Source organism: Streptomyces sp. NRRL B-3229 (genome assembly GCF_000719505.1).
In the GTDB taxonomy this organism is placed as follows: domain Bacteria; phylum Actinomycetota; class Actinomycetes; order Streptomycetales; family Streptomycetaceae; genus Streptomyces; species Streptomyces griseorubiginosus.
The window spans coordinates 259,002-283,487 of record NZ_JOGP01000009.1; the positions used below are offsets into that span (position 1 = coordinate 259,002).

The 24,486-nt window shown below is 69.2% G+C and carries 22 protein-coding genes, 3 tRNA genes and 1 pseudogene; 13 read left to right on the forward strand and 13 right to left on the reverse strand.

Annotation, left to right across the window (positions count from 1 at the left end):
* The first annotated feature begins 65 nt into the window (after window positions 1–65).
* Window positions 66–142 (forward strand) — tRNA-Ile (locus IF54_RS0117540).
* Window positions 143–251: 109 nt separating this feature from the next.
* On the opposite strand, the gene IF54_RS39645 is transcribed toward IF54_RS0117540, so the two are convergent.
* Window positions 252–629, reverse strand: a complete 378-nt coding sequence (locus tag IF54_RS39645) for a DUF6344 domain-containing protein (protein ID WP_051735461.1) — start codon at window positions 627–629, stop codon at window positions 252–254.
* A 339-nt stretch (window positions 630–968) separates the two neighbouring features.
* Here IF54_RS39645 and IF54_RS41215 point away from each other — a divergent pair, with 339 nt between their 5' ends.
* Both IF54_RS41215 and IF54_RS0117555 read left to right on the forward strand, forming a co-directional pair.
* A complete protein-coding gene (locus IF54_RS41215) occupies window positions 969–1,097 on the forward strand; it encodes a DLW-39 family protein (RefSeq protein ID WP_003999697.1) in 129 nt (42 codons plus the stop codon).
* 303 nt (window positions 1,098–1,400) lie between these two features.
* Complete coding sequence (locus tag IF54_RS0117555; RefSeq protein ID WP_030319577.1) at window positions 1,401–2,774, forward strand: hypothetical protein; 1,374 nt, start codon at window positions 1,401–1,403, stop codon at window positions 2,772–2,774.
* 1,700 nt (window positions 2,775–4,474) lie between these two features.
* On the opposite strand, the pseudogene IF54_RS42180 reads toward IF54_RS0117555, so the two are convergent.
* Window positions 4,475–5,402 (reverse strand): annotated as a pseudogene (locus IF54_RS42180) (serine/threonine-protein kinase); the annotation flags it as partial.
* 237 nt (window positions 5,403–5,639) lie between these two features.
* Window positions 5,640–6,188: a helix-turn-helix domain-containing protein gene (locus IF54_RS0117570; protein ID WP_020119478.1), complete on the reverse strand. Its 549-nt coding sequence runs from the start codon at window positions 6,186–6,188 to the stop codon at window positions 5,640–5,642.
* Window positions 6,189–6,371: 183 nt separating this feature from the next.
* Here IF54_RS0117570 and IF54_RS0117575 point away from each other — a divergent pair.
* Window positions 6,372–6,444, forward strand: a tRNA-Ala gene (locus IF54_RS0117575).
* A gap of 64 nt (window positions 6,445–6,508) precedes the next feature.
* Here the strand turns inward: IF54_RS0117575 and IF54_RS0117580 are convergent.
* Window positions 6,509–7,495: a glycoside hydrolase family 26 protein gene (locus IF54_RS0117580; RefSeq protein WP_037820113.1), complete on the reverse strand. Its 987-nt coding sequence runs from the start codon at window positions 7,493–7,495 to the stop codon at window positions 6,509–6,511.
* 223 nt (window positions 7,496–7,718) lie between these two features.
* Window positions 7,719–8,417 (reverse strand): DUF5324 family protein, encoded by a 699-nt coding sequence (locus IF54_RS0117585; protein WP_030319588.1) that lies wholly within the window; start codon window positions 8,415–8,417, stop codon window positions 7,719–7,721.
* A 242-nt stretch (window positions 8,418–8,659) separates the two neighbouring features.
* On the opposite strand from IF54_RS0117585, the gene IF54_RS0117590 reads away from it, so the two are divergent.
* A complete protein-coding gene (locus tag IF54_RS0117590; RefSeq protein WP_020134172.1) occupies window positions 8,660–9,187 on the forward strand; it encodes a peptidylprolyl isomerase in 528 nt (175 codons plus the stop codon).
* A gap of 104 nt (window positions 9,188–9,291) precedes the next feature.
* Window positions 9,292–10,176, forward strand: coding sequence for a rhomboid family intramembrane serine protease (locus tag IF54_RS0117595; protein WP_030319591.1), 885 nt, complete (start codon window positions 9,292–9,294; stop codon window positions 10,174–10,176).
* Window positions 10,177–10,418: 242 nt separating this feature from the next.
* On the opposite strand, the gene crgA is transcribed toward IF54_RS0117595, so the two are convergent.
* On the reverse strand, window positions 10,419–10,673 hold the full coding sequence (crgA, locus tag IF54_RS0117600; protein ID WP_007383302.1) for a cell division protein CrgA: 255 nt from the start codon (window positions 10,671–10,673) through the stop codon (window positions 10,419–10,421).
* Between the two features lie 140 nt (window positions 10,674–10,813).
* On the opposite strand from crgA, the gene IF54_RS0117605 reads away from it, so the two are divergent.
* The 6 genes from IF54_RS0117605 to IF54_RS0117630 are packed head-to-tail and all read left to right on the forward strand — an operon-like array spanning window position 10,814 to window position 14,926.
* Window positions 10,814–11,593, forward strand: a complete 780-nt coding sequence (locus IF54_RS0117605; RefSeq protein WP_078852012.1) for a DUF881 domain-containing protein — start codon at window positions 10,814–10,816, stop codon at window positions 11,591–11,593.
* Between the two features lie 18 nt (window positions 11,594–11,611).
* On the forward strand, window positions 11,612–12,301 hold the full coding sequence (locus IF54_RS0117610) for a class E sortase (protein ID WP_030319601.1): 690 nt from the start codon (window positions 11,612–11,614) through the stop codon (window positions 12,299–12,301).
* A gap of 52 nt (window positions 12,302–12,353) precedes the next feature.
* The gene (locus IF54_RS41225) at window positions 12,354–12,515 is read left to right on the forward strand and encodes a hypothetical protein (protein ID WP_019324742.1); all 162 of its coding nucleotides are present in this window, start codon (window positions 12,354–12,356) and stop codon (window positions 12,513–12,515) included.
* Window positions 12,512–13,150 (forward strand): aminodeoxychorismate/anthranilate synthase component II, encoded by a 639-nt coding sequence (locus IF54_RS0117620; RefSeq protein ID WP_020134176.1) that lies wholly within the window; start codon window positions 12,512–12,514, stop codon window positions 13,148–13,150. The genes IF54_RS41225 and IF54_RS0117620 overlap by 4 nt, the downstream gene beginning before the upstream one ends.
* Window positions 13,147–14,172, forward strand: a complete 1,026-nt coding sequence (locus IF54_RS0117625; RefSeq protein ID WP_030319604.1) for a class E sortase — start codon at window positions 13,147–13,149, stop codon at window positions 14,170–14,172. Before IF54_RS0117620 ends, IF54_RS0117625 begins: the two co-directional genes overlap by 4 nt.
* A gap of 13 nt (window positions 14,173–14,185) precedes the next feature.
* On the forward strand, window positions 14,186–14,926 hold the full coding sequence (locus IF54_RS0117630; protein ID WP_030319606.1) for a class E sortase: 741 nt from the start codon (window positions 14,186–14,188) through the stop codon (window positions 14,924–14,926).
* 66 nt (window positions 14,927–14,992) lie between these two features.
* Here IF54_RS0117630 and pknB read toward each other — a convergent pair whose 3' ends face one another.
* The 6 genes from pknB to IF54_RS0117660 form a co-directional block, all read right to left on the reverse strand.
* On the reverse strand, window positions 14,993–16,990 hold the full coding sequence (gene pknB, locus IF54_RS0117635) for a Stk1 family PASTA domain-containing Ser/Thr kinase (protein ID WP_030319607.1): 1,998 nt from the start codon (window positions 16,988–16,990) through the stop codon (window positions 14,993–14,995).
* A gap of 169 nt (window positions 16,991–17,159) precedes the next feature.
* Window positions 17,160–18,632, reverse strand: a complete 1,473-nt coding sequence (locus tag IF54_RS0117640) for a peptidoglycan D,D-transpeptidase FtsI family protein (protein ID WP_030319608.1) — start codon at window positions 18,630–18,632, stop codon at window positions 17,160–17,162.
* Window positions 18,629–20,083 (reverse strand): FtsW/RodA/SpoVE family cell cycle protein, encoded by a 1,455-nt coding sequence (locus IF54_RS0117645; protein WP_030319610.1) that lies wholly within the window; start codon window positions 20,081–20,083, stop codon window positions 18,629–18,631. Before IF54_RS0117645 ends, IF54_RS0117640 begins: the two co-directional genes overlap by 4 nt.
* A gap of 27 nt (window positions 20,084–20,110) precedes the next feature.
* On the reverse strand, window positions 20,111–21,679 hold the full coding sequence (locus IF54_RS0117650; RefSeq protein ID WP_030319617.1) for a Stp1/IreP family PP2C-type Ser/Thr phosphatase: 1,569 nt from the start codon (window positions 21,677–21,679) through the stop codon (window positions 20,111–20,113).
* Between the two features lie 98 nt (window positions 21,680–21,777).
* Complete coding sequence (locus tag IF54_RS0117655; protein ID WP_030319619.1) at window positions 21,778–22,290, reverse strand: FHA domain-containing protein FhaB/FipA; 513 nt, start codon at window positions 22,288–22,290, stop codon at window positions 21,778–21,780.
* A 10-nt stretch (window positions 22,291–22,300) separates the two neighbouring features.
* Window positions 22,301–23,164 carry an FhaA domain-containing protein gene (locus IF54_RS0117660; protein ID WP_020134184.1) on the reverse strand — a complete coding sequence of 288 codons (864 nt, stop codon included), beginning with the start codon at window positions 23,162–23,164 and terminating at the stop codon, window positions 22,301–22,303.
* Window positions 23,165–23,628: 464 nt separating this feature from the next.
* Here IF54_RS0117660 and IF54_RS0117665 point away from each other — a divergent pair.
* A tRNA-Leu gene (locus tag IF54_RS0117665) sits at window positions 23,629–23,715 on the forward strand.
* A gap of 185 nt (window positions 23,716–23,900) precedes the next feature.
* Here the strand turns inward: IF54_RS0117665 and IF54_RS43405 are convergent.
* Window positions 23,901–24,332 (reverse strand): hypothetical protein, encoded by a 432-nt coding sequence (locus IF54_RS43405; RefSeq protein WP_234438997.1) that lies wholly within the window; start codon window positions 24,330–24,332, stop codon window positions 23,901–23,903.
* Between the last annotated feature and the right edge of the window lie 154 nt (window positions 24,333–24,486).

Here is a 24,486-nt window from a genome sequence, read left to right on the forward strand (position 1 = left end):
GACTGCCCACGTCGTGCGCTAATCTTCAGGAGTCAGCGCGCGGGACACACCCCGCAAAGCGCGGCGGGGCTATAGCTCAGTTGGTTAGAGCGCATCCCTGATAAGGATGAGGCCACAGGTTCAAATCCTGTTAGCCCCACCAGACTCGAAGACCTTCAGCCGGATCCGGTTGGGGGTCTTCGGCGTTTGGGGGTGCACTCCGGTACATCGGTACTTGCGGTACGTCGGTACTGCGGGGTCGGCGTGTGGTGTCAGGCACAGCCGACCGAAGCCGGTTCGGCGGCCCTGGCCGCCTGTGCGATCGTCTGCGCGTCCGCGGCCGTCTCCGTGTCTGCCGACGTCTCCGTGTCCGCGGGGGAGCGGTGGCGGCAGCTGGGGGTCTTGCCGTGGGCCTCGGCGCGGATGCGCTGCTTCATCGTGGGTGGCAGGGCCTTGACGTACGGCCAGAGTCCGTTCCCGTGGGCCGCCGCCAGGGGCTCCGGGTGCGCCACCCCGGCGCTGTTGCGGGCCGGCTGGGTCTGCGGTACGGCCGCGGCGGCGGTCGTCGTGATGAGTCCGAGCGCCGTGAACAGCGCGAGGAAGGCGGTGATGACGGCGGTCCACAGGTTCATGACCTTGTTCTGGGCCATGGTCCCTCACTTTCGGGCTGAGGCGATTTGCGTACTTTCCTCATGATGTGTATGGGCGCCGCGAAAGCACGGACCGGAGCCTGTGGCGCGTCGATCTTCAGATGAACACCACACGGATGGGTGCAAGCAGGTCGAAAAAGGGGAGAATCGGCATTAAGAGGGCTGAAGTGACCCTGCGTGGAGATGTGATCACCCTCTGATCGGAGGTGCCTGCTCCGCTTGTACTGGGCTCGCCCGGGCGGCAGTTGAGGCCCCGACGCAGGTCACCGATCGGTATCGGTCGGTGTGTATAGTCGGGCGCCAGAGGTCCCCTACGTCAACGAAAGACGAGGTCGCGCGGTGAAGAAGCTTCTCCTGGTCGCACTGGCCGCCATCGGCGGGCTCCTCGTGTACCGCCAGATCCAGGCGGATCGCGCCGAGCAGGATCTGTGGACGGAGGCGACTGACTCCGTGCCCACGGGTTCGTGAGTACCGAGATTCGATTCTGAGCAGACCCCGGCCGTGTTGCGGTCGGGGTTTTGTGTTGTCCGGAGTCGGTCGGCCGCCGCCGGATGCGCGGTCTTCATGCGGGGCGCCGGGGCCGGTTGCAGGGGGGGTTTCGGACGGCCGTACGGATTGCGGGGGTGGGCGGCTGCGCTGCGGGGCAGGATGGGCCACGGTCGGTGCGCGGATCGGTACGTAGATCGGTGCTTGGCTCGCTCGGCAGGGCGTACGGGCGGGTGCTGGGCCGGTCGTGGGAGCTCGGGCGCGGGTACGGAGGGGTGGCGCGGCATGGGGCGGCGTACGGCGTGGTGGCGGGTGGCCGTGGTGGGAGCGGTGCTGGGTGCCGTGGCCGGGGTGCCCGGGGCTCCGGCCCTCGCTGCGTCCCCCTCCCCCTCTGCTTCTTCTCCCTCCTCCGCTACGGCCCCCTCGTACGTCTTCGCCGCGGGCGCCCCGTCGGTCACGGGCACCGTGAGCACCGGGGACGCCGAACTCCTCGAACCCGGCACGACGTACCGGAGTTCGCTCCCGAGCGAGGGCAAGGTCTACTACCGACTCGACCTCGACAGCACGTCCAGCGTGTACGTCGCCGCCACCGCCATACCCCCGGCGGACGCCCCGGTCACCGCTACGGAAGGCGTCAGGGTGACCGTGCAGGACGCCGACGGCCGTTTCTGCTCCGCGCCGGACACCGCCACCATCGGCGCAGGCCGCAGCCCACGCCCCCTCACCGCATGGGGCGCGCGGACGCTCCCGTCGAAACGGTCGCTGTGCCGGGGCGCCGGGACGTACTACGTCGCCGTCGAGCGGGTCCTGCGCACCGAGTCCGTGCCGGGCGACTGGGACCTGGAACTGGCACCGGTACTGGAACCGCGGCTGCGGCAGACCGGTTCGACCACCGAGGCGCCCGAGTCCTGGGACTCCGCCACGCCCTCGCCTCCCGGAGGCGGTGCCGTGCCGGTGCGGGGCGGCGGGGGGTTCGGCTCGGCCACCGCGCTGGAGCAAGGGGTCTGGCGGGACGACGTACGGCCCGGACAGACGCTCTTCTACGAGGTGCCGGTCGGCTGGGGCCAGCAGGTGTACGCCACCGCTGAGATCAGCAGCGCGGAGGCGGGTGCCGGCGGGGTGAGCGGGAAGGGCCTGGTGCCGGGGGCTGTGAACCTCGCGCTCTACAACCCCGTGCGCGGCCTCGTCGACGACACCAGCATCAGCTACAGCGGCAGCCAGAGGTCCGGCGCGCTCCCCGCCGTGCCGCCGGTGGGATACGACAACCGGTACGCCGTCTCGGGGCGGGTGAGCGGGATGCGGTTCGCCGGGGCCTACTACCTCGTGGTGCATCTCGCCGCACGGGTGGGCGAGGAGTTCGGCGACGGGCCGCTCGGGCTGACGCTGCGAGTACGGGTGAAGGGGGAGCCGGAGGGCGGGCCGGGCTATGCGGGGGAGTCCGAGCCGGCGGGGCTTTTCCAGGCGGGGCCCGGGTCCTCGTCGGGGGATGGTGCGGCTGCGGGCGACCCGGGCGAAGGCGGCGACGGTGTGAGCGGGAGCGGGCACGGGAGCGTCGGCATGAAGGTGGCCGCCTTTGGGGGGATCGGGGCGGGGACCTTGGTGTTGGGGTTTCTCGGGGTGTGGGTTGTGGTGGGGCGGCGGAGGGCTGCGGGGGTGTAGGCGGGGGCCGCTGAGGGCTGCGGGGGTATAGGCGGAGGGCGCTGAGGGCTGCGGGGGTATAGGCGGAGGGCCGCTGAGGAGTTGGCGGGGCGGGTGCGGCTGGGGGCGCACGCTCGCTGGTGAGGATGACTCACTGGGAGGTGTGGCCACAGGTCGGGCCGGAGTGTGCGCGGAGCCGTACCGGCCGCCTGCCCGCCCGCCTGCCCGCCTGCCTGCCCGCCCGCCCGCCTGCGTGCGGTGCGGGCCGTGGGCCGTGGGCCGTTCGGTACTCGGGTCTCTTCGTGGCGTGCCGGGTTCTCAGATCTGAGCCAGGGCCCAGAAACCCACGGCGTAGCAGGCCAGGGCCAGAAGCAGCAGGGGGATCGCCACCTTGGCGGGTGGGCCGCTTCGGCGTGCGCGGGAAATTGCCCTGGCCGGAGGCGGAACCTGCGGGGTCTGAGCGGTGTACGAAGCAGTAGAGACATCAGCGAGGGGCTGGTGCGGGGGGAAACGTGGGGCGTGAGGGTGAGGGTTGGGGGAGGGCAGGACGTGAGTGGGGGGCGTCGGGTCATGGGGGGAGATGTAGGCGGGGTGACGCTGGGGGTGGGGTGGCTGTTGGTGCTCCTGCTCCTGCCGCTGCTCTGGCGGGGGCGAGGTCGGGGACTGGGGCGATGGCTGATGGAAGCTGCCGGTCCTCGACACCGAGGGCGGCCCCGGGGGGGCGGGTGGGGTGGTGTGCATGGACCAGTAGGCCCCGGAGTCCGCGCCGGGTTCAGCGGAAGGGGTCCTCGGAGAGGGCGTTGGCTTCGATTCTCCGGGCCAGAAGGGCGGGTTGGCTTGCTCGGCCCGGGGCACGGGGTCGGCTTGCCCGGGATGGGTCCACGGGTTCGTTTCTCCGGGCCTGGGCTCCGGGTTCGCTGCTCCGGAGTCGGATTGCGGGTCTGCCGTACCAGGCCAGGACGAGTTGCTTCTCTCAGCGGGTCGGGATGCTGCCCCGCCCATCTCACCGGGCTGGAAGGAGGCCTGCCGGTTCCCTCCGCTGGGCCACGAGGAGGCGTTGTCCGCCGCTCCGCGTGGCTGCGAGGACCCGCCGCTGCCCTCCCCGAACCAGGAGGACGCCCCATTCGACTCGGCGGGCAGGGAAGCCGCCGCGTTCGGCTCGCCTGGCCAGGAACCCGCGCCATTCGGCTCGCCGGGCCGGGAAGCCGCCGCGTTCGGCTCGCCTGGCCAGGAACCCGCCCCGTTCGGCTCGCCTGGCAGAGAACCCGGCCCGCTCCACTGGCCGGGCCGGGAACCTGCCTCGCTCCACTGGCCGTGCCAGGGAGTTGCTCGATTCGCAGCTCCGGGATCGGCGCCGGCGCTGTGTCCCCGCCAGGAAGGGCTCCACGCCTCCCCCGTGCCCCCTTCTCCTCCACCGCTGCCGAAGGCCTCCGCGCCTTCGCGAACACCCCCGGACGACACTCCGTCCTCGTCCCCGGAGGACCCCCCGCCTCCGTAAGACCCCCCAGCCGCCGACCAGTTCTCCGACGGCCCCCCACTGCCGTAGGGGGGCCCGTCCCCGTCAGATCTCCCAGTGCCGTAGGGCGGCCCACCCCCGACCGCCCCCCGGCCCTCGCCTCCGTCACCCGTCCGGAGCCCTGTTCCTCCCCCCGACCCCGACCCCGACCCCGACCCCGACCCCGAGCCGGGGCCGTGTCCGGGGCCGGACCAAGAACCGGACCCGGCCCCCCCGGTCCTCGTCCTGCTCGGGTCCACACCCGGTGCCTGCTTCAGGGGGCCCTCGGGGGCGAAACCAGGTGGCAGGGGGCCGAGTTGGTCGAAGATCTCGATCGGGTCGTCCTCGGGGCCGGGTTCCGGGAGGAGTTCACAGGCGGCGGCGAGGGCTTTGCGGGCCCCGGTGGCGGTGCGGAAGCGGGCCTGAGGGTCCGGTTGGAGGAGGGAGGCCACGACCTGCCAGAGCGGTTCGGGAACGCTCTGGGGCGCGCTCGGAGTGCCGTGGGCGGCGAAGTACTGGGTGAGTGCCTTGGCGTCGGGCTTGGCGCCCTCCAGGAGGTACAGCGCGACCAGGCCGACGGCGAACAGGTCGGCGGGGAAGTCCGGTTCGGCGCCGAGCAGCTGCTCGGGGGCGAGATAGCCCGGCGTGCCCACGACCAGGTTGGTCTCGGTCAGCCGCGGCTCGCCCAGCCGCATCGCGATGCCGAAGTCGGACAGCCGCAGCCGGGGCCGCCCGGTACCGGTCGCCTCGAGCAGGATGTTGGCCGGCTTGATGTCCCGGTGGACCACGCCCTCGGCATGCACCGCGGCCAGCCCGGCGAGGAGCTGGTCGAGCAGCGTGCAGACGAACACCGGCGGCAGCGGGCCGTAGTCCCCGATCAGATGGACCAGTGAGCCGCCGGAGACCAGATCCATGGTGAACAGGACCTTGTCGTCGTCCGCGGCCCAGCTGGCCGGCGCGAGAACATGGGGGTGATCGATCCGCAGAGCCTGCTCGCGGACGAAGCGCAGCAGGGAGTGCGCGTCGCTCTGGAGCAGAACCTTCGCAGCCACATAGCGGCGGCGCCGATGGTCCCAGGCACGCCAGACGGCGCCCACGCCTCCACGTCCGATCGGATCGGCCAGTTCGTACCGGCCCGCGAACACCTCACCCATGACTGCGCGTCGCTCCTCCCCCTGCGGCTGTCCCCCTTGCCTGCCCCTCGATGAGTGAATCGACCCCTCGTGGCCTCCCCGATGAGAGATACGGCCCCGTGTCCCTCGTCTCCCCGGCGGCCGACACACCCCCGTGTGTCACCCCCGGTGAGGAGCGCGACCCCCTCGCGCCCCCCGTCACACCAGCACGGCCCCTCGCCCGGCTGCCGAACCCCCTTCGACGGCCGGGCGGACGGCTCAGTTCTGGTGGGACTGATAGTGCGTGACGGCGTCCGAGGTACGGCCGGCACCGTAGACCCGGAGGAACTCTGCCAGCTCCGGGTGGGTCGGGGCGAGAGTGTCGGCCGCATCGATAATGTCTCCGGCCGCGGCCACCGAGCGCAGCAGCGACTGGATCTCACGGACCACCCGCTTGACCGTCGGCGCACCCGAACTGCTGGTCGTGGTCGTGGTGTTGCTGAGCACCGAGCCCCCCTGCGACTTCTTGATCTCGTCCATCCGCTCGGTCGCCTCGGCCGCGCTCACGCTGCCGTCGGCGACCTGCCCCGCCAGGTCCTGGAGCAACTGCACCCGCTGGACCACGGCGGGATTCCCGATCTTCGCCCGCTGACCGCTCATCAGCTGGGACAGCATCGGCGCGGACAGTCCCAGTACCCCCGCGAGACGAGCCTGGTTGAGGCCCAAGTCCTCTATGAGCTTACGGAACAGCGCCCCCAGCGGCTCCCCGTACCAGTTCCGCTGAAGCTCCCGCGCTCTTGCGGTCGCTTCCTGCTGTGCGGCGTCCATGTGCGTCTCCCCATCGCTTCCCCAAAAAACCGCGGTTCGCGACAGCGAACCACGCCGAGCATCTTACGGAGAGTGGTCGTTCGCGGGGACCCCCAATCTTTTTGCGGAATACCGGGGATGACCCGGTACTCTGGTCTGCGGCGCCCACCGGCAGCGGTACATCCGGCGGACGTCCCTCTTCCCGGGGCCTTAGCTCAGTTGGTAGAGCGCTGTCTTTGCATGGCAGATGTCAGGGGTTCGACTCCCCTAGGCTCCACTCCCCAAATCCCCTCCGACCTGCGGAAACGCGGGCGGAGGGGATTTGCGTTCCCGCAGGGCACCTACGACCCCTGCGCGCCCATCAACGCGCGGTACACCGCCGTCGACCTCGGATGGGACCGGCAGGACCACACGCCGTGCGGGCAGTAGTCGCTGATCGACTGGTACAGAGGGCGCTGCTCCGCGAACCACGTGAGCATGCCGCGCATGTACGCCGGGTTGTCCCCGTTCTCGAACAGGCCCCACTCCTGATACGAGAACGGCTTCCCATGAGCACGGGCGAAACGGACATGCGCTCGCAAACCGTACGGCTCGTCCAGCTGGCCGGAGAAACCCAGGCCCCGCGGGGCGTCGTAGGCGTCCATGCCGACGATGTCCACGACCTCGTCGCCCGGATAACAGCGCGGCCACGGGATCGCGTCGCGGCCCCGGGTCGGCGTGAACTCGAAACGGAAGTGCTGACCGGGCACCGACCGCATCACCCGTGAGATCCGCGCCCAGTACGCCCTCCACGCCGCCGGGTCCGGCCCGCAGCGATGCGTATAGGTCGTGCCGTTCATCTCCCAGCCCAGCACGACCACCGTGTCCGGGACACCCAACGCCACCAGCCGGCCGGCCAGGACACGGAAATGCGCGTCGTACGCGCCCCTCGCCCCACGCCGGAGCTCAGCCGCGACCGTGCTGTCCGGGAGATGAGCCTCGCTGCGCTCCAGCATCGGCACGTTCAGGACGAACATCCGCCGCGGATCAGCCCGCCGCCACGTCGCCCAGGACTCCAGATAACCCGGAGCGCCCTCGATGTTGCTCCAGCGGTCACCAGGCAGGTACACATGCCCCACCCGGGGCGCGGGCCCGCCCAGCCAGGCACCGAGCGCCATCAGTCGCGCCGTGTCCGAAGGCTCGTAACCGACGTACGCGCCGTACGCCGGGACGGCGGCGGGCTCAGGGGCCGGGGCGCGCTCGGTGCACGCCGACACCAGAAGCAGCAAAACGACGGCCAGGGCGAGCAGCCCGCGACGCGCGGACTTCGGCACAGCGGCGGACTTCATGACGGCGGCGGTCCATCCGGTCGGGAGACCGCCACGAGACGGTCGCAGGACATGACCCCGCGACTGTGGCGCACCCCGGCACCGCCGGAGCCACCCCACCGCTCCCGCCACCCCGTCGGGTGAACATGAGGGTGGGGCGGAGAACTCTCCGCCCCACCCCTGATACACGCCGCCGAAACGGCGTCAGCGCCCTTCCTCGTTCCTCAGCGCCCTTCGCCGTTCGTCAGCGCTCGTCCTTCTTCGCCGCGTCCTCCTCGGCCTCCTTCGCCTGGACCTCCGGGTCCAGAACCGACTGGCCGGTGCCGTCGACGGACGTCAGCCGACCCGACTCGGGCACCTCGGTCGCAGCGGGAGGCTCGACCAGCCAGTCAGGATTGGCCTGCTTGTCCCACCACTTCCACGCGGCGTAAGCACCCCCCGCCACCAGGCCCGCGACCGCAAGCGCCTTGGCGAGCCGGCCGGCGCGAGCCCGCCGCTCGTGCTTGCGGACCAGCTTGCGGACCTCCTTGGGCGAGACCTGGCCACGCAGAGCGGCCAGCGCCGCCGCACTCCGTGCCGTGGCCTCACCGGCGACCGGAACGGCCACCGCGACGGCCTGCTCGATCTTCGGACGGGAATAGTCGGCGGCCTGACGAGCCGCCTTACGCGTACGAACGGCAGCCTCGTGGGCCGCCTGGTCGACCTTCGGTGGAACATGCGTACGGGCCTGCTCCAGACGTGGCGCGACATGGGCGCCGTACTGGACACGAGCCTGCTCGGCGGCCTGGGAGACCTTCGGCGCGAGCCGTACACGCGCCTCGGTCGCATACTGCGAAGCCTTGTCCTTGGCCGTGTCGGCGTAGGGCGCCACCACTTCCGCGGCGTGCAGCACGCTGTCCTTCGCCGAGCCGGTCGCGGCGCGCACGCTGTCGATGCGGGTCACGGGATCCTCCTCCTCGGTGGCGTACGGTAATTCGACTTTCCACCCTTTTACGGATCATGCCTGCCGGAACTCAGCCCGGCACCTGAGGGCGGGCATCCGGATCAATAGCGGATGAATACGTGGCAACAGGAGCTTGTCGACGACAATGCCACGGATCGCCGCCCAGCGCCCCCGCCCGGACCCTCCTCGACCGGATCCGTGCGAGGATCGGTCGGGCACAGGAAGACAACGGAAGGCAGATCGTGGCCGAGCAGCTCTACGCCACCCTCAAGACGAACCACGGCGACATCGAAGTCCGGCTCCTGCCGAACCACGCCCCGAAGACCGTCAAGAACTTCGTCGAACTCGCCCAGGGCGAGCGCGAGTGGACGCACCCCGGCACCGGCGAGAAGTCCACCAAGAAGCTGTACGACGGCACGATCTTCCACCGTGTCATCAGCGGCTTCATGATTCAGGGCGGCGACCCCCTCGGCACCGGCATCGGCGGCCCCGGCTACGAGTTCGAGGACGAGTTCCACCCCGACCTCGGCTTCAACAAGCCCTACCTCCTCGCCATGGCGAACGCGGGTCCCGGCACCAACGGCTCGCAGTTCTTCATCACCGTCTCCCCGACGGCCTGGCTGAACCGCAAGCACACCATCTTCGGCGAGGTCACCGACCCCGCCAGCCAGAAGGTCGTCGACGCCATCGCCGCCGTCAAGACCAGCCGCCCCAACGACCGGCCGGTCGACGACGTCGTCATCGAATCGGTCGTCGTCGAAACCCGCTGAGCCACCGGAGTACCCCAGCGCAGGGAACCAAACGCCCCGCTCAACCGTAAGGACGAGCGGGGCGGCGCACGCGCCACGACCGCACAGGGCGACGAGGGGATGTCATGAACCAGGAGGCGGACAGCTCACCGCAGGCCCACAGCCTGCCCAGCTGCTACCGGCACCCGGGCCGCGAGACCGGCATCCGCTGCACCCGCTGCGAACGCCCCATCTGCCCCGAATGCATGGTCAGTGCCTCCGTCGGCTTCCAGTGCCCCGAGTGCGTACGCGACGGGGGCGGCACCGGACCCGCACCCGCCGCGGCCAGACCCCGCACCATCGCCGGCGGCAGCGTCACCGCCGACCCCAGGCTGTTCACCAAGATCCTCATCGGGATCAACCTCGCGGTCTTCATCGCCATCCAGGCCAACCCGTCCCTCGCGGCCGACCTCAGCCTCGTGGGCGCCTATCCGCCGCCGCCCTTCCCGCTCCGCGAGGGCGTCGCCGACGGACAGTACTACCGCCTGGTCACCTCGATGTTCGCGCACCAGGAGATCTGGCACATCGGCTTCAACATGCTGAGCCTCTGGTGGCTCGGCGGTCCCCTCGAAGCCGCCCTCGGCCGCGCCCGGTACCTCGCCGTCTACTTCGTCTCAGGGCTCGCGGGCAGCGCCCTCGCCTACCTGCTGGCCGCCCCGGCCACAGCGACCCTCGGCGCCTCCGGAGCCATCTTCGGCCTCTTCGGCGCGACCGCCGTCCTGATGCGCAAGCTCAACTACGACCTGCGGCCGATCATCGCGCTCCTGGTGATCAACCTGATCTTCACCTTCGGCTGGAGCAGCATCTCCTGGCAGGCCCATATCGGCGGCCTCGTCGCCGGGCTCGTCACGGGCTACGGCATGGTCCACGCCCCGCGCGAACGGCGGGCGCTGGTGCAGTACGGCACCTGCGCGGTGGTTCTGCTGGTCCTCGTGGTCATGGTCCTGGTGAGGACCGCGCAGCTGACCTGAGCTGCACGTTGTCCACAGCGAGTGGCGGATCTTGTGCATACAGTGCGGGAACAGCTGTGCCCCCTGTCGCTGACCCGTGTTTCCGCAGGTCAGGCAGGGGGCGAGGGGTCTTGCGGGGGCTGGTGTGATGGTCGCACCGGCGTCAACGCCCGATGAGTTATCCACAGATCGTAGTCTTTTCCCCAGGCCCTGTGGAAAGTGCTCCAGTCTGTGGATAACTCAGCGGATACCCGTGGGCAGAGCTACTTCCACTGGGTGGAGACGGCGAATCCGGCGGCGATGAAGCCGAAGCCCACGACGATGTTCCAGTTGTCCAGGGCGTCGATGGGCAGCGAGCCGTCGGTCACATAGAAGACGACGATCCACGCAAGCCCGATGAGGAACATGGCCAGCATCACGGGGGCGACCCAGGCGCGGCTGTTCAGCTTGATGGCGGTCGCCTGCTTCGCCGGGGGCGGCGTGTAGTCGGCCTTCTTGCGGATACGTGACTTCGGCACGAGGGTCTCTCCTGTCGATGCGCTGCGTGGCCGCGCAGGTAACTGGTCGGGCTCCGGGCAGCGTACAAGGGGACTCTTAGCGCTCCCCCGGGCGTCCGTTAGCGTAGTGCTTCCGCGGCGCCGAAGGAGATAAGGGTACGTTGAGCAATTCTGCCGACTCCCCCCAGTCCGGATCCAGTCCTGTCCGCAGGCGGGGTTTCCGGCCGGTGAGAGTGCTCACGGTGGCCGTCTTCGCTCTCGCGGGGCTGATCTTCTTCACGAGTTTCAATACGGCCAAGGGCACCGACATCCGTACGGACGCCTCCTTGCTGAAGCTGTCGGACCTGATCCAGGAGCGCAGTCACAAGAACGGTCTGCTGGACGAGGCCAACGGCTCGCTGCGCCGGGACGTCGAATCGCTGGCGGAGCGGGACGACGGCAGCACGAAGGCCGAGGACGAGAAGCTGACGGCTCTGGAGCACAGGGCGGGCACCCAGCGGATCAAGGGCAAGGCGGTCACGGTCACGCTCGACGACGCCCCGCCGAACGCCACTGCGAAGCTGCCGGGTTATCCCGAGCCGCAGCCGGACTACCTGGTCATCCACCAGCAGGACCTTCAGGCCGTGGTCAACGCCCTGTGGAAGGGGGGCGCCCAGGGGATCAAGGTCATGGACCAGCGGCTGATCTCGACGAGTGCGGTGCGCTGTGTCGGCAACACCCTGATCCTTCAGGGGCGGGTGTACTCGCCGCCGTACAGGATCCAGGCGGTGGGTGATCCCGGGAAGCTGAAGCAGGCGCTCGCGGATTCCAAGGCGATCCAGAACTACATGGTCTACGTCAATGTCTACGGCCTGGGCTGGAAGGTCGAGGACGACGGCACGGTGACTCTTCCCGGCTATTCGGGCACAGTGGATCTGCGGTACGCCAAGCCAGTGGAGTAGGTGCCCGGGGGGCTGTCGGTGCGAGTCTTCGTCAGGGCCGTCAGCGAGTTGTGTCTCACTGTCGGTGCCCTGATCGTGTTGTTCGTCGCCTATGTGCTGTTCTGGACCGGTGTGAAGGCCGACACCGTGATGGATCGCCAGATCGACCAGTTGCAGAGTCAGTGGTCCAAGGGGAGCGTGCGGCAGCCGCAGGTGACGGCCGGTGCGTCCGCGGCCCCGGCCGAGCCGGCGCCGTATCGCAAGGGCCGGCCTTTCGCGATCATGTACATCCCGCGGCTTGGTTTCACGTGGAACAAGCCCGTGCTCGAGGGCACCGAGGTCGGCACCCTGAAGAAGGGGCTGGGGCACTACGCGAACACCGCGCGGCTGGGCCAGGAGGGCAACTTCGCGGTTGCCGGGCATCGGCGGACGTACGGGGATCCGTTCAAGGACTTCCCGAGGCTGCGGCGCGGGGACGCCGTCGTGCTGACGGACGGGACGACCTGGTTCACGTATCGGATCGACAAAGGGCCTTACAAAACAGTTCCCACTGACATTGAGGTGATCGATCCTGTGCCACGTACTTCCGGGTACACGCGGCCCGGCCGCTATCTCACGCTGACCACGTGCGATCCGGAATGGGGACACAGTCACCGGCTGATCGTCTGGGCACATCTGGACTCCACACAGCCTGTGGAGGACGGCAAGCCTGTTGCCCTGCGCCGTTAGTCTGGTGCGGTACGGCGTGAGTGTGGTGCCGTGGTGCGACGGAAGGGACGGCATGTACGGCTGGATCTGGCGGCATCTGCCGGGGAACGCATGGGTGAAGGCGCTGCTCTCACTCGTGCTGGTCGTTGCTGTGGTCTATGTCCTGTTCCAGTACGTCTTTCCGTGGGCCGAACCGCTGCTGCCCTTCAACGATGTGACGGTGGACAACCAGTGAGCGCGCGCATTCTCGTCGTCGACAACTACGACAGCTTTGTCTTCAATCTGGTCCAGTACCTGTACCAGCTGGGCGCCGAGTGTGAGGTGCTGCGCAACGACGAGGTGTCGACGGCGCACGCCCAGGACGGGTTCGACGGAGTGCTGCTGTCGCCGGGGCCCGGGACGCCGGAGGAGGCGGGCGTGTGCGTGGACATGGTCCGTCACTGCGCCTCGACGGGGGTGCCGGTGTTCGGTGTGTGTCTGGGCATGCAGTCGATGCAGGTGGCGTACGGCGGGGTCGTGAACCGTGCCCCCGAGCTGCTGCACGGCAAGACGTCTCTGGTCGAGCACGAGGGGCGGGGGGTCTTCGCGGGCCTTCCGACCCCGTTCACGGCGACCCGGTACCACTCGCTGGCGGCTGAGCCGACGACGGTGCCGGCCGAGCTGGAGGTCACCGCGCGGACGCAGGACGGGATCGTCATGGGGCTGCGGCACCGTGAACTGGCGGTCGAGGGTGTGCAGTTCCACCCGGAGTCGGTGCTGACGGAGCACGGGCATCTGATGCTGGCCAACTGGCTGGTGGAGTGCGGGGATCAGGGCGCGGTGGCGAGGTCGGCGGGGCTCGCCCCGGTGGTGGGCAGGGCCACGGCGTGACGGCGCTGCGCCCCGAGCGCGAGGACGTGTACGGCGACGCGTCGTACACGTCCTACGGCGGTGATGCCTACGAGAGTGACCCGTTGCCGTATGTGCCGCCGGCTGACGACGAGACGGTGGCGTTGCGGATACCGGATCCGCCGCCTCCCATACCCGCTTCTGGGGCCTCTTCCGTCACATCCGCCACTGGATCCCCACAGGGCGGCCGTGCGGCCCGCAGAAAGGCCGCCAAGGGCCGTCGTGGGCGTCATGGCGGGGTCGCTGCCTCCGATGTGCAGCCGGAGCCCGAGGCTTCGGGCGGGAGACCGCTCTCACGAGTGGAGGCCCGTCGGCAGGCGAAGGCGCGCAAACCGGGCGCGGCGGTCGTCGCGAGCCGGGCGATCGGCGAGGTGTTCATCACCACCGGTGTGCTGATGCTGCTGTTCGTCAGCTACCAGTTGTGGTGGACGAACGTGCGGGCGCACGCAGCGGCGGACAAGGAGGCGAGCAGCCTCCAGAACGACTGGGCGAGCGGGAAGGGTGCCCCGGGCACGTTCGAGCCGGGTCAGGGCTTCGCCCTGCTGCACATCCCCAAGCTGGACGTGGTCGTGCCGATCGCGGAGGGCGTCAGCAACAAGAAAGTGCTCGACAAGGGCATGGTCGGGCATTACGGCGAGGGTCAGCTGAAGACGGCGATGCCGGACGCCAAGACCGGCAACTTCGCGCTCGCCGGGCACCGCAACACGCATGGTGAGCCCTTCCGTTACATCAACAGGCTCAGCCCCGGCGACCCGATCATCGTCGAGACGCAGGACGAGTACTACGTCTACAAGATGACGTCGACGCTGCCGGTGACGTCGCCGAGCAACACGAGCGTGATCGATCCCGTCCCGAAGGGGTCCGGCTTCACCGAGCCCGGCCGGTACATCACCCTCACCACGTGCACGCCGGAGTTCACCAGCAAGTACCGGTTGATCGTCTGGGGCAAGATGGTCGAGGAACGGCCGCGCAGCAAGGGCAAGCCGAATGCGCTCGTCCAGTAAGGGCAGATGACTAGTGGCAGCGACCACGGAGCAGCAAGACCAGCACACCGGCCCGTCCGCGCCGCGCCGTCGTGGCACCGGGCGGATCGCCATGGCGGTGAGCTTCTTCGGTGAACTCCTCATCACGGCGGGCCTGGTGCTGGGTCTGTTCGTCGTCTACTCGCTGTGGTGGACGAACGTCGTCGCCGACCGGCAGGCCGACAAACAGGCCGACAAGGTGCGCGACAGCTGGATGGAGGGCCGGGACACGGGTCCGGGCGCGCTGGACACCAAGAACGGCATCGGGTTCCTGCATGTGCCCGCGATGAGGAACGGCGAGGTCCTGGTCGAGAAGGGCACCTCGACGAAGATCCTCAACGACGGTGTGGCCGGCTACTACACCGACCCGGTGAAGGCCACGCTGCCCACCACCGGCAAGACCGGCAACTTCTCCCTCGCCGCGCACCGGGACGGTCACGGGGCGAAGTTCCACAACATCGACAAGCTCAAAGAAGGCGATCCGGTCGTCTTCGAGACCAAGGACGAGTGGTACGTCTACAAGGTCTACGCCATCCTCTCGGAGACCTCGAAGTACAACGTCGACGTCCTCGGCCAGATCCCCAAGGAGTCCGGCAAGAAGAAGGCCGGCCACTACATCACCCTGACGACGTGCACGCCGGTGTACACGTCGCGGTACCGGTACGTGGTGTGGGGGGAACTGGTGCGGACGCAGAAGGTGGACAGCGAGCGGACGCTGCCGAAGGAACTGCGGTAACCACTGAACGGAAGAGCCCCCGCCCCCTCTGAGGGGGCGGGGGCTCTTCCGTTCAGTGCCGTACGGCTAGCCGTTGCCGCCTCCGAAGAAGCCTCCGCCGCCGTTGTTGCCGCCGTTGTTGCCGCCTCCGGCGCCCACGGTGGCCAGGGTGATCTGGGTGCTTCCCGGGTCGTTGACCTCGGTGCCGCCGCCCGGGTTCTGCTGGACGACGAAGGCGTTGTCGCTCTGGTCGCTGCCGTTCGCGAACTGGATGTTGTTGAAGCCGGCGTTCTTGAGGGTCTGCTTGGCCTGACCGACCGTCTGGCCGACGACCTGCGGGACCTCGGTCTTCTCCGCCGCCTTGCCGATCTGGATGTTGACCGACGAGCCCTTGTCGGCCTGGGTGCCGGCCTGCGGGGCGGTCGAGATGACCTTGCCGATCTGGTTGGTGTCCTCGGTCTCGACCTCGGTGCAGTTGCCGACGAGGTTGTTCGCCTGCATCTGCGCCTTGGCGTCGTCACAGGACTGGCCTGTCACGTCCGGGACCGTGGACTTCTCCTCGGCCTTGGCGATGGTGAGGGTGACGGTGGAGCCCTTCTCCACCTCTGCGCCCAGTTTCGGGTCCTGGGCCAGGACGGTGCCCGGCTTCTCGGCGGACTCCTGCTGCTTGGTCTTGACGACGAACCCGTACTTGTCGTCCTCCAGCGTTTCCGTGGCCTTGTCGACGTCCAGGCCGAGGACGCTGGGGACGGCCACCTTCGGGGCCCCGGTGGACACCACGATGTTGACGGCGGTGTTCTTGTCGACCTTGGTGCCGGCCGTCGGGTCCTGCTGGCAGATGTTGCCCTTGGACGTGTTCTCGCAGGGCTTCTCCGTGACCTGGCCGATCTTCAGGTCGACGTTGGACAGCTGTCTGGTGGCATCGCTCTGCGACTGGTTGACGATGTTGGGCACGTCCACCTGGTCGTTGCCGGCGCCCCCGCCGCCGCTGAAGATCCACTTGCCGATCAGGATCGCGCCGACGAGCACCAGGATGCCCGCCACGACCAGCAGGATCGTCGAGGTGTTCGACTTCTTCTGGCGGCGCCGGTCGGGGCGGTCGTCGTAGCCGTAGCCGCCGTCGTCCGGATTCATCGGCGGCAGCATGGTCGTCGCGCCCGCGTCGGAGCGCAGGGCGGTGGTCGCCTGGTCGTCGGGGTAGCCGCCGTAGCCCACCGAGCCCATGGCCGCGGTGGCCGCGACCGGCTGGCCGTCGAGGCAGGCCTCGATGTCGAGGCGCATCTCGTCGGCGGACTGGTAGCGGTAGTTGGGGTCCTTGACCAGGGCCCGCAGCACGATCGCGTCCATCTCGGGCGTGATCTCGGGGTCGAAGACCGACGGCGGCTGGGCCTCCTCGCGTACGTGCTGGTACGCGACGGCCACCGGGGAGTCGCCCACGAAGGGCGGCCGTACCGTCAGCAGCTCGTAGAGGAGACAGCCGGTGGAGTAGAGGTCGGACCGTGCGTCGACCTGTTCGCCCTTGGCCTGCTCCGGGGAGAGGTACTGGGCGGTGCCGATGACCGCGGAGGTCTGCGTCATGGTCATGCCGGAGTCGCCCATGGCGCGGGCGATGCCGAAGTCCATGACCTTGACCTGGCCGTTGCGCGTGAGCATCACGTTGGCGGGCTTGATGTCCCGGTGGACGATCCCGCTGCGGTGCGAGTACTCCAGCGCCTGGAGGATCCCGATGGTCATCTCCAGGGAGCGCTCCGGCAGCAGCTTGCGGCCGGAGTGCAGCAGCTCACGGAGCGTGGAGCCGTCGACGTACTCCATGACGATGTACGGGATCGAGACCCCGTCGATGTAGTCCTCGCCCGTGTCGTAGACCGCCACGATCGCGGGATGGTTGAGCGAGGCGGCCGACTGGGCCTCCCGGCGGAACCGGGCCTGGAAGGACGGGTCGCGCGCGAGGTCCGCGCGCAGCGTCTTCACCGCCACCGTGCGGCCGAGGCGCGTGTCCATGGCGAGGTAGACCTCCGCCATGCCACCACGGCCGAGCACCTGGCCCAGCTCGTACCGGCCGCCGAGGCGACGCGGCTCTTCCATAGCTTCCTACCAGCCCTCTCCGTCGGTCCCGACCGGCACGTGTGTGCCGTCGGAGGCTGCACTCCGGGCCTACCGTACCCGGCTTGCTTTGTGTGACCTGGCCAAGTGCGTCACCCGATACAGGACCGGTATCGCAACGTGCACCGATGTGAAGGGGACGTGAGCGGGGTCACTTCTTGGAGTCGATGACCGCCTCCATGACGCTCTTGGCGATGGGGGCCGCGAGACCGCTGCCGGAGATGTTCTCGCGGACCGCGTTGTCGTCCTGGACGACCACGGCCACGGCGACCGGCGCGCTGTCCCCGACCTTGGCGTACGAGATGAACCAGGCGTACGGGTTCTTGCTGTTGTTCTCGCCGTGCTGGGCGGTACCGGTCTTGCCGCCGACGGTGACGCCCTGGATCTGGGCGGTCTTGCCGGTGCCGTCCTTGACGACGGTCTCCATCATCGACTGGAGGATCTGCGCGTTCTCGGCGGACAGCGGCTCGCTCATCTTCTCCGGCTCGGTCTTCTCGAGGGTGTCGAGGTTCGGGGCCTGGAGGGAGTCGACCATGTACGGCTTCATCAGGGTGCCGTTGTTGGCGACGGCCGAGGCGACCATGGCCATCTGGAGCGGGGTCGCGGCGGTGTTGAACTGGCCGATCGAGGACAGCGCGGTCTCCGAGGGGTTCATGTCGTCGGAGAAGACGGAGGCGCTGGAGCGGACGGGCACGAACTGCTGCTCGTCGAAGCCGAACTTCTTGGCTTCCTCCAGCATCTTGTCGTTGCCGAGCTGGGAGCCGATCTTGCCGAAGACGGTGTTGCAGGAGTACTGGAGGGCGACGCGCATGGTGGCGTTCTTGCAGGGGATGTTGCCCTCGTTCTTCAGCTGGGTCGTGGTGCCCGGCATGGTCCACGGCAGGGGCGAGTCGGTCTTCTCGTCCGCGTCGGTGTAGAGGCCGTTCTCCAGGGCGGCAGCCGCGGTGACGACCTTGAAGGTGGAGCCGGGCGGGTAGACCTCGCGCAGGGCCCGGTTGAGGGCGGGGTCGTCGGGGTTGTTCTTCTTGTCGATCTTCTTCCAGGCCTCGGCGTCGGCGTTGCTGCCGCCGGCGATCGTCGAGGGGTCGTACGACGGGTAGGAGGCGAGCGCGAGGATCTTGCCGGTGGACGGCTCGATGGCGGCGACGGCACCCTTGCCGCCCTGCTTCTTCAGACCGTCGTAGGCGGCCTTCTGAGCGGCGGCGTTGAGGGTGGTGACGACGTTGCCGCCCTCCTTCGGCTTGCCGGTGAGCATGTCGAGGGTGTTGCGGAAGAAGAGCCGGTCGTCGTTGCCGGTGAGGATGCCGTCCTCGATGGACTCCAGCTGGGTGGCGCCGTAGGACTGCGACACGAAGCCGGTGACCGGCGCCCACATGGCGCCGTCCTTGTAGGTGCGCTTGAACTTGAAGTCGCCGGAGGTGGTCTCGGCGTGCCCGGTGATGGACTTGCCGTCGACGATGATGTCGCCGCGGGGGGTCGCGTACCGGGCGATCAGCACCCGGCGGTTGTCCGGGTCCTCACGGAGCGCGTCGGCCTTGACGTACTGGAGCCAGTTGTCGCGGATGAGCAGGGCGAGGACCAGGAGGCCACAGAAGATCGCGATCCGGCGCAGGGGCTTGTTCATGACGGGCGGACCACCTGGGTCATCTCGGCGTCGGGGCTGGGGGCGGGGGCGGGCGCCGGGCGGCGTGCGGTGTCGCTGATTCTGATCAGGATGCCGATCAGGGCCCAGTTGGCGATGACGGAGGAACCGCCGTAGGCCAGGAAGGGCATCGTCATACCGGTGAGCGGGATGAGGCCCATCACACCGCCGGCGACGACGAAGACCTGGAGCGCGAAGGCGCCGGACAGGCCGACGGCGAGGAGCTTGCCGAACGGGTCGCGGGCGGCGAGGGCGGTGCGCACGCCGCGTTCCACGACCAGGCCGTAGATCAGCAGGATGGCCATGATGCCGGCGAGGCCCAGTTCCTCGCCGAAGGTGGCGAAGATGAAGTCGGAGTTGGCGGCGAAGCGGATCAGCTCGGAGTGGCCCTGGCCCCAGCCGGTGCCGAGCGTGCCGCCGGAGCCGAAGGCCCACAGAGCCTGCATGGCCTGCTCGGAGTGCACGCCCGTGGCGCCCGGGGTGCGGCTGAGCGTGTACTCGTGCATCGGGTTGAGCCAGGCCTGGACACGCGTCTGGACGTGCGGTTCGAAGCTGGCCACGCCGACGGCGCCGGCCCCGGACATCAGCAGACCGAAGACGATCCAGCTGGTCCGCTCGGTGGCGACGTACAGCATGATGACGAACATTCCGAAGAACAGCAGCGAGGTACCGAGGTCGGTCTCGAAGACCAGGATGAGGATCGAGATCATCCAGACGACGATGATCGGCCCGAGGTCGCGGCCGCGCGGCAGGTACAGGCCCATGAAGCGGCGGCTGGCGAGGGCGAGGGCGTCGCGCTTGACCATGAGGTAGCCGGCGAAGAACACCGCGAGGACGATCTTGGCGAACTCGCCGGGCTGGATGGTGAAGCTGCCGACCTGGATCCAGATCTTGGCTCCGTACGTGAGTTCGGCGCCGAGACCGGGGACGAGCGGGAGAAGCAGCAGGACCAGCGCGCCGGCCATGGAGATGTAGGTGTAGCGCTGGAGCGTGCGGTGGTCCTTGAGGAAGATCAGGACGACCGCGAAGAGGGCGATGCCCATCGCGGTGTAGATCAGCTGGTTGGTCGCCTTGCCGCCGGCCTGGCCGATGGACTGGAGCAGTTTGGACTGGTCGAGGCGCCAGATCGCGACGAGCCCGAGGCCGTTGAGCAGGGTGGCCAGGGGCAGCATCAGCGGGTCCGCGTAGGGGGCGAACTTGCGCACGACGAGGTGGGCGACGCCGGCCAGCAGACCGAGGCCCAGGCCGTAGCTCAGCAGCCCGGCCGGGACCTGGTCGTTGATGGCCAGGCCCACGTTGGCGTACGCGAAGACCGGGATGAGCACGGCGAACACCAGCAGTGCCAGTTCGGTGTTGCGGCGGCTCGGTGCGCCGATCGCGCCGATCGTGGACGTGTGGTGCGTCGACGTGTTCGTGGCTGAAGTACCGCTCATCGTGTAACAGGGCCTCTCACGGCTTGCCTACTGCGTACCGCAGTTCCCGACGACCTGCTTCTCCTCGTCCGAGAGGGTGGGGCCGGGGGTGGGAGTGGGCGAGGTCGGGGATGCGGAAGCGTTGGGGGACGGGGAGGACGTGGTCGTCGGGGTCGGTGTGGCCTTTGACGTCAGGGAGGACCGAGTGGTTCCCGTCGTGCCGCCGGCCTGGCCCTGACCTGCCTTGGAGTTCTTCCCGCGCTCCGTGGCCTCGGCCGCGGCTTCCTTCTTGCACGCGGAGGCCTGGACGCCCAGTTCGTCGATCTTCTTCTGGGCGGTCTTCAGGTCGCCCTCGGCGATGGTGCCCTGGACGGACTTCTGCTGGTACGGGGGCAGGTACTTGAGTTCGATCTCGGGGTGGTCCTTGGACACCTTCGAGAGCGACACCCATGCCAGGTCCTGGCTGATGCCCCGGTACAGCGCCACGTGTTCGCCGTTGACGCCGACGTAGTACTGGGTCTGGGTCCAGCGCCAGCCGCCGTACAGGCCACCGCCGATGACGGCGAGCGCGAGGACGGTGTAGAAGGATCTCTTCAGCCAGCGGCCGCCCTTGCGGGGCTTGACGAAGTCGTCGTCGCCGTAGTCGCCGAAGCTGCCAGCCTGGACGTAGCCGGTGGTGTCGCCGGAGTCGGGATGGCCGCCGTATCCGCCGCCGCCCTGTCCGGGCACCTGGCGGCCGAGGCCGGAGGCGCGGCCGGCGGGGGTCTGCATGATGCCGTTGTCGTGCAGGTGGTTCTGGTTCTCGGCGACCGCGCCGACCACGACGGGCTGGTCGGAGAGCTGCCCGGCGAGGGTGTCACCGGTGTCGAGGTCGAGCACGTCGGCGACGATGACGGTGATGTTGTCGGGGCCGCCGCCGCGCAGTGCGAGCTCGATGAGCTGCTGCACGGTCTCCTGGGGGCCCTGGTAGCTGGCGAGGGTGTCCTCGAGGGTCTGGTGGGAGACCACGCCGGACAGGCCGTCGGAGCAGATGAGGTAGCGGTCGCCGGCCCGGACCTCGCGGATGGACAGGTCGGGCTCGACGTGTTCACCGCTGCCCAACGCCCGCATCAGCAGGGAGCGTTGGGGGTGGGTGGTGGCTTCTTCCTCGGTGATGCGGCCCTCGTCGACCAGACGCTGCACCCAGGTGTGGTCCTGGGTGATCTGGGTGAGGACGCCGTCGCGCAGCAGGTAGGCGCGCGAGTCGCCGACATGGACGAGGCCGAGGCGCTGGCCGGTCCACAGCAGGGCGGTGAGCGTGGTGCCCATGCCTTCGAGCTGGGGGTCCTCCTCGACCATGGAGCGCAGCTGGTCGTTGGCGCGCTGGACGGCGTGGCCGAGGGAGGTGAGGACGTCGGAGCCGGGGACGTCGTCGTCGAGGGCGACGATAGTGGAGATGGCCTCGGAGGAGGCGACCTCGCCGGCGGCGGCGCCGCCCATGCCGTCCGCGATCGCGAGCAGGCGGGGCCCGGCGTATCCGGAGTCCTCGTTGCCCTCCCGGATCATGCCTTTGTGCGATCCGGCGGCGAAGCGCAGTGACAGACTCATGCGCACCTCGCCCGTCGGCTCCGGATACATCCGCACGGTGCCCACCCTCCGGTCGGGAGCGCGCCGGGGCCCGGGGTGGGGGCCCACGCCGCGTGCTCGCTCCGCTCGCGCCTATTCATGATGTAGCACTACTTCCGCAGCTCGATGACGGTCTTGCCGATACGGATCGGCGCGCCCAGCGGAATCGGTGTGGGAGTCGTCAGCCGGCTCCGGTCGAGGTACGTGCCGTTGGTCGAGCCCAGGTCCTCGACGATCCAGTTGCCGTCGCGGTCCGGGTAGATCCTGGCATGCCGGCTGGAGGCGTAGTCGTCGTCCAGCACGATGGTGCTGTCGTGCGCCCGGCCCAGGGTGATGGTCTGGCCCTGGAGCGCGACGGTGGTGCCCGTGAGGGTGCCCTCGGACACGACGAGCTTGGTGGGGGCGTTACGGCGCTGGCGGCCCCCGGAGGCCGGCTGCTGGCGCTGCTGCGGGGGCGCCTGGCGCTGGGCCTGCTGGGCCCGGCCGGCTTCCCGGCGCGAGCCGCGCTGGGTGACGCGCGTACCGAACAGGTCGCTGCGGATGACCTGCACGGCCACGATCACGAACAGCCACAGTACGGCCAGGAAACCCAGCCGCATGACCGTGAGGGTCAGCTCTGACATTGCCCCCGCTTCACCCTTCGGCTTGCCGGTAAATGATGGTGGTGCTGCCCACGACGATCCGCGAGCCGTCGCGGAGCGTAGCGCGGGTGGTGTGCTGCCCGTCCACCACGATGCCGTTGGTGGATCCGAGATCCTGGATCGTCGAGGGCGTTCCGGTCCGGATCTCGCAGTGCCGGCGGGAGACGCCGGGGTCGTCGATCCGCACGTCGGCTTCGGTGCTGCGGCCCAGCACCAGCGTGGCGCGGGAGATCTGGTGGCGGGTGCCGTTGATCTCGATCCAGTGGCGGGTGCGGGACCCGGGGGCGGGTGCGCCGACCGGGCCGCCGGCGCCGGGGCGCTGGGCCTGGGCGGCCGGCGGGTAGCCGTAGCCGCCGCGGCCGCCGGGCGGCGGGGCGGCGGGCATGGGCGGGGCGCCGGCCGGGGCGGGCGGCGGGTAGCCGTAGCCGCCGGCTCCGGGGCGGCCGGCCGGGGCGGCGGTGCCGGGGGCCTGCTGGTCGGTGGATCCGGCGAGCGTGCGGCTGCGCACCCGGTACAGGCCGGTGTCGAGGTCGTCCGCCTTCTCCAGGTTGACCTTGATCGGGCCCATGAAGGTGTAGCGCTGCTGCTTGGCGTAGTCGCGGACCATGCCGGCGAGCTCGTCGCCGAGCTGGCCCGAGTAGGGGCTGAGCCGCTCGAAGTCGGGCGTGCTCAGTTCCACGATGAAGTCGTTGGGGACGACCGTGCGGTCGCGGTTCCAGATGGTGGCGTTGTTGTCGCACTCCCGCTGGAGTGCTCCCGCGATCTCCACGGGCTGGACCTCGGACTTGAACACCTTGGCGAAGGTGCCGTTGACCAGACCTTCGAGGCGCTGCTCGAACTTCTTCAGGACTCCCATGAGGCACCTCCTCCGTCCTTGCCGTCCTGGGTACTGCGCCGGCTGCTTGGCTGGTACTGCTTACTGATCGTATCCACGCGCCGGTGAATCGGCTGGTTCCCCCTGTCGGCACGGTCGACGGGTGTCGACGCCTCCGAAGTTCCCTGTGGAGCTCCCCTTCGAACTCCGCTGTCGAACTCCTTCGTCAAGGATCGTAGAGGCGGCCGCAGACAAGTGTCCCGCACCTGACTGTGGACCCCGACCGGCTCCTGGCCGGACGGGGCCTCCGGTACGAGGTTGGTACGTGATCCGGCGCGGGTTGTTACGTGGCCGTCGGCACCCCGGGTCCGGCGGCTGCGTGCGTACCCGCTGGTGGGCGGCTGCCCGCGGGAAAGCGATGTGAACCCACCCCCTCCAGCGTGCTAATGTTCTGCGTGTCGGAAGGCGCCGGACCGCAAGGCGAGGGGCCAGAGGACACACCCAATGCGCGGGTGGCGGAATAGGCAGACGCGCTGGATTCAGGTTCCAGTGCCCGCAAGGGCGTGGGGGTTCAACTCCCCCCTCGCGCACCACGAAGAACCGACGGAACGGGTCTTCACCAGTGACGGAAGTCACCGGTGGGGGCCCGTTCCTCGTTGTCGGGTCGCACCTGGCCCGGACAGGGACGTGGCAGGGCCCCGGCGGTGAGGTATCTCACGGCCGGGGCCCTGCTTTTTGTGGTGGTTGTTTCTCCGGGTGGTGCTGGGGGTCGGTCGGCTCAGGCGGCCGACGGCAGATGGCCGGTCGGTGTCCAGGCCCCGCGTTTTTTGATCTTCCGCCTGTGGTGGGTGCGGCGGCGGGGACGCTCGCCCCCGAGCGCGAGGGTCTCAAGCCACTTGGCGATCTTGCGACGGTTCGCGTGGGCGAGCTGGAAGGCCAGAAGGATCGTCTGGGCCGCGATGCCGCGGATGCGTCGGGAGCCGGCGGCTTCGATGCCCTCGGAGCAGATCTTCTGCCATTCCGGGCCGCCGTACTCCAGGGCCTGCCACTGCTTGGCGCCGGCTTCCGGGCCGACGGTGATGGTGTTCAGACGGCAGCCCTTGGCCGGTCCCATTGGGCTGGGTTCCGGGTCGACGAGGGGGAGTTGGATGCCGCCGCCCATGGTGTGGGGCTTGAGAGAGCACTGGGCCTGCCCGCTTCGGCGGGGCACGTCATCCGCTGGTAGCCGTCGGCGTCGGCGTGCTGTTTCGGCATGAGCCGGTAGCCACGGCGTGCGGCGATCAGCCGGACCCACGTCTCCCGGTCGATGCGCTCGGCATGCAGGTCGATGGTGGCGTTGATGAGGTGCTTCGGCATGGACGGGC

Coding starts and splice junctions, on each gene's coding strand:
- IF54_RS39645 (WP_051735461.1), bottom strand. CDS start 629: ATGGCCCAGAACAAGGTCATGAACCTGTGGACCGCCGTCATCACCGCC.
- IF54_RS0117555 (WP_030319577.1), top strand. CDS start 1,401: ATGGGGCGGCGTACGGCGTGGTGGCGGGTGGCCGTGGTGGGAGCGGTG.
- IF54_RS0117570 (WP_020119478.1), bottom strand. CDS start 6,188: ATGGACGCCGCACAGCAGGAAGCGACCGCAAGAGCGCGGGAGCTTCAG.
- IF54_RS0117580 (WP_037820113.1), bottom strand. CDS start 7,495: ATGAAGTCCGCCGCTGTGCCGAAGTCCGCGCGTCGCGGGCTGCTCGCC.
- IF54_RS0117595 (WP_030319591.1), top strand. CDS start 9,292: ATGAACCAGGAGGCGGACAGCTCACCGCAGGCCCACAGCCTGCCCAGC.
- IF54_RS41225 (WP_019324742.1), top strand. CDS start 12,354: ATGTACGGCTGGATCTGGCGGCATCTGCCGGGGAACGCATGGGTGAAG.
- pknB (WP_030319607.1), bottom strand. CDS start 16,990: ATGGAAGAGCCGCGTCGCCTCGGCGGCCGGTACGAGCTGGGCCAGGTG.
- IF54_RS0117640 (WP_030319608.1), bottom strand. CDS start 18,632: ATGAACAAGCCCCTGCGCCGGATCGCGATCTTCTGTGGCCTCCTGGTC.
- IF54_RS0117645 (WP_030319610.1), bottom strand. CDS start 20,083: ATGAGCGGTACTTCAGCCACGAACACGTCGACGCACCACACGTCCACG.
- IF54_RS0117650 (WP_030319617.1), bottom strand. CDS start 21,679: ATGTATCCGGAGCCGACGGGCGAGGTGCGCATGAGTCTGTCACTGCGC.
- IF54_RS0117655 (WP_030319619.1), bottom strand. CDS start 22,290: ATGTCAGAGCTGACCCTCACGGTCATGCGGCTGGGTTTCCTGGCCGTA.
- IF54_RS0117660 (WP_020134184.1), bottom strand. CDS start 23,164: ATGGGAGTCCTGAAGAAGTTCGAGCAGCGCCTCGAAGGTCTGGTCAAC.